The sequence below is a fragment of the Duganella vulcania genome (assembly GCF_009857655.1).
GTDB lineage: Bacteria > Pseudomonadota > Gammaproteobacteria > Burkholderiales > Burkholderiaceae_D > Rugamonas > Rugamonas vulcania.
Genome location: NZ_WWCX01000270.1, coordinates 1 through 744, shown reverse-complemented (window position 1 = coordinate 744; position 744 = coordinate 1). Strand labels below are relative to the sequence as shown.

At 71.1% G+C, this 744-nt stretch carries 2 protein-coding genes; both read right to left on the bottom strand.

Translation table 11 applies throughout. The features are described from left to right. On the bottom strand, positions 1-417 hold a 417-nt coding region (locus GTP90_RS35920), incomplete at its 3' end, for an ABC transporter permease (RefSeq protein ID WP_161087948.1). After that, a partial coding sequence (locus GTP90_RS35915; protein ID WP_161087947.1) for an ABC transporter ATP-binding protein occupies positions 417-744 on the bottom strand: 328 nt, incomplete at its 5' end. The genes GTP90_RS35920 and GTP90_RS35915, both read right to left, overlap by 1 nt.

Here is a 744-nt window from a genome sequence, read left to right as displayed (position 1 = left end):
GTCGAACTGGCGGCCGGCGCTCAGCGTCCAGTTGGCGGCGGTGATCCAATCGGCGCTGCCGCCGGTGACGGTGGTGGTCCAGTTGCGGCCGTTGGCCACCACGGTGGCGCCGCTGCGCGCCTCCGCCGCCACCGCGCGGATGCCGCCGATCTGCAGCGCGATGGCCTCGGCGTCGGCTTCCTTGAAGGCCGGCGCGCCGGAGCCGCCCTGCCCCATGCGCTGGCCGGTGCGCACCATCAGCAGGTTGCTGCCCAGGCTCGCGATCTGGTCATGCACCGCCTGGGTCGCGCCGTTGCCCAGCGTGACCATGGCGATCACCGCGCCCACGCCGATCACGATGCCCAGCATCGTCAGGAAGGAGCGCAGCAGGTTGCGCCGGATCGAGCGCAGCGCCAGCAGGATGGTGTTGAACAGCATTAGCTCACCTCCAGCGCGGCCGGATTCTGTTCGTCGCTCTCGATGCGGCCATCGCGGAAGCGCACGATGCGCTGCGCGTACAGGGCCATGTCCGGTTCGTGGGTGACCATCACCACCGTGATGCCCTGCTCGCGGTTCAGGCGGGCCAGCAGCTCCATGATTTCGGCGCTGCGTTGGCTATCGAGATTGCCGGTCGGTTCGTCGGCCAGCAGCAGCGACGGCGCGCTGACGATGGCGCGCGCGATGGCGACCCGCTGCTGCTGGCCGCCCGACAGTTCGGCCGGCGTGTGCTGCTCCCAGCCGGCCAGGCCGACCGCGGCCAGCGCC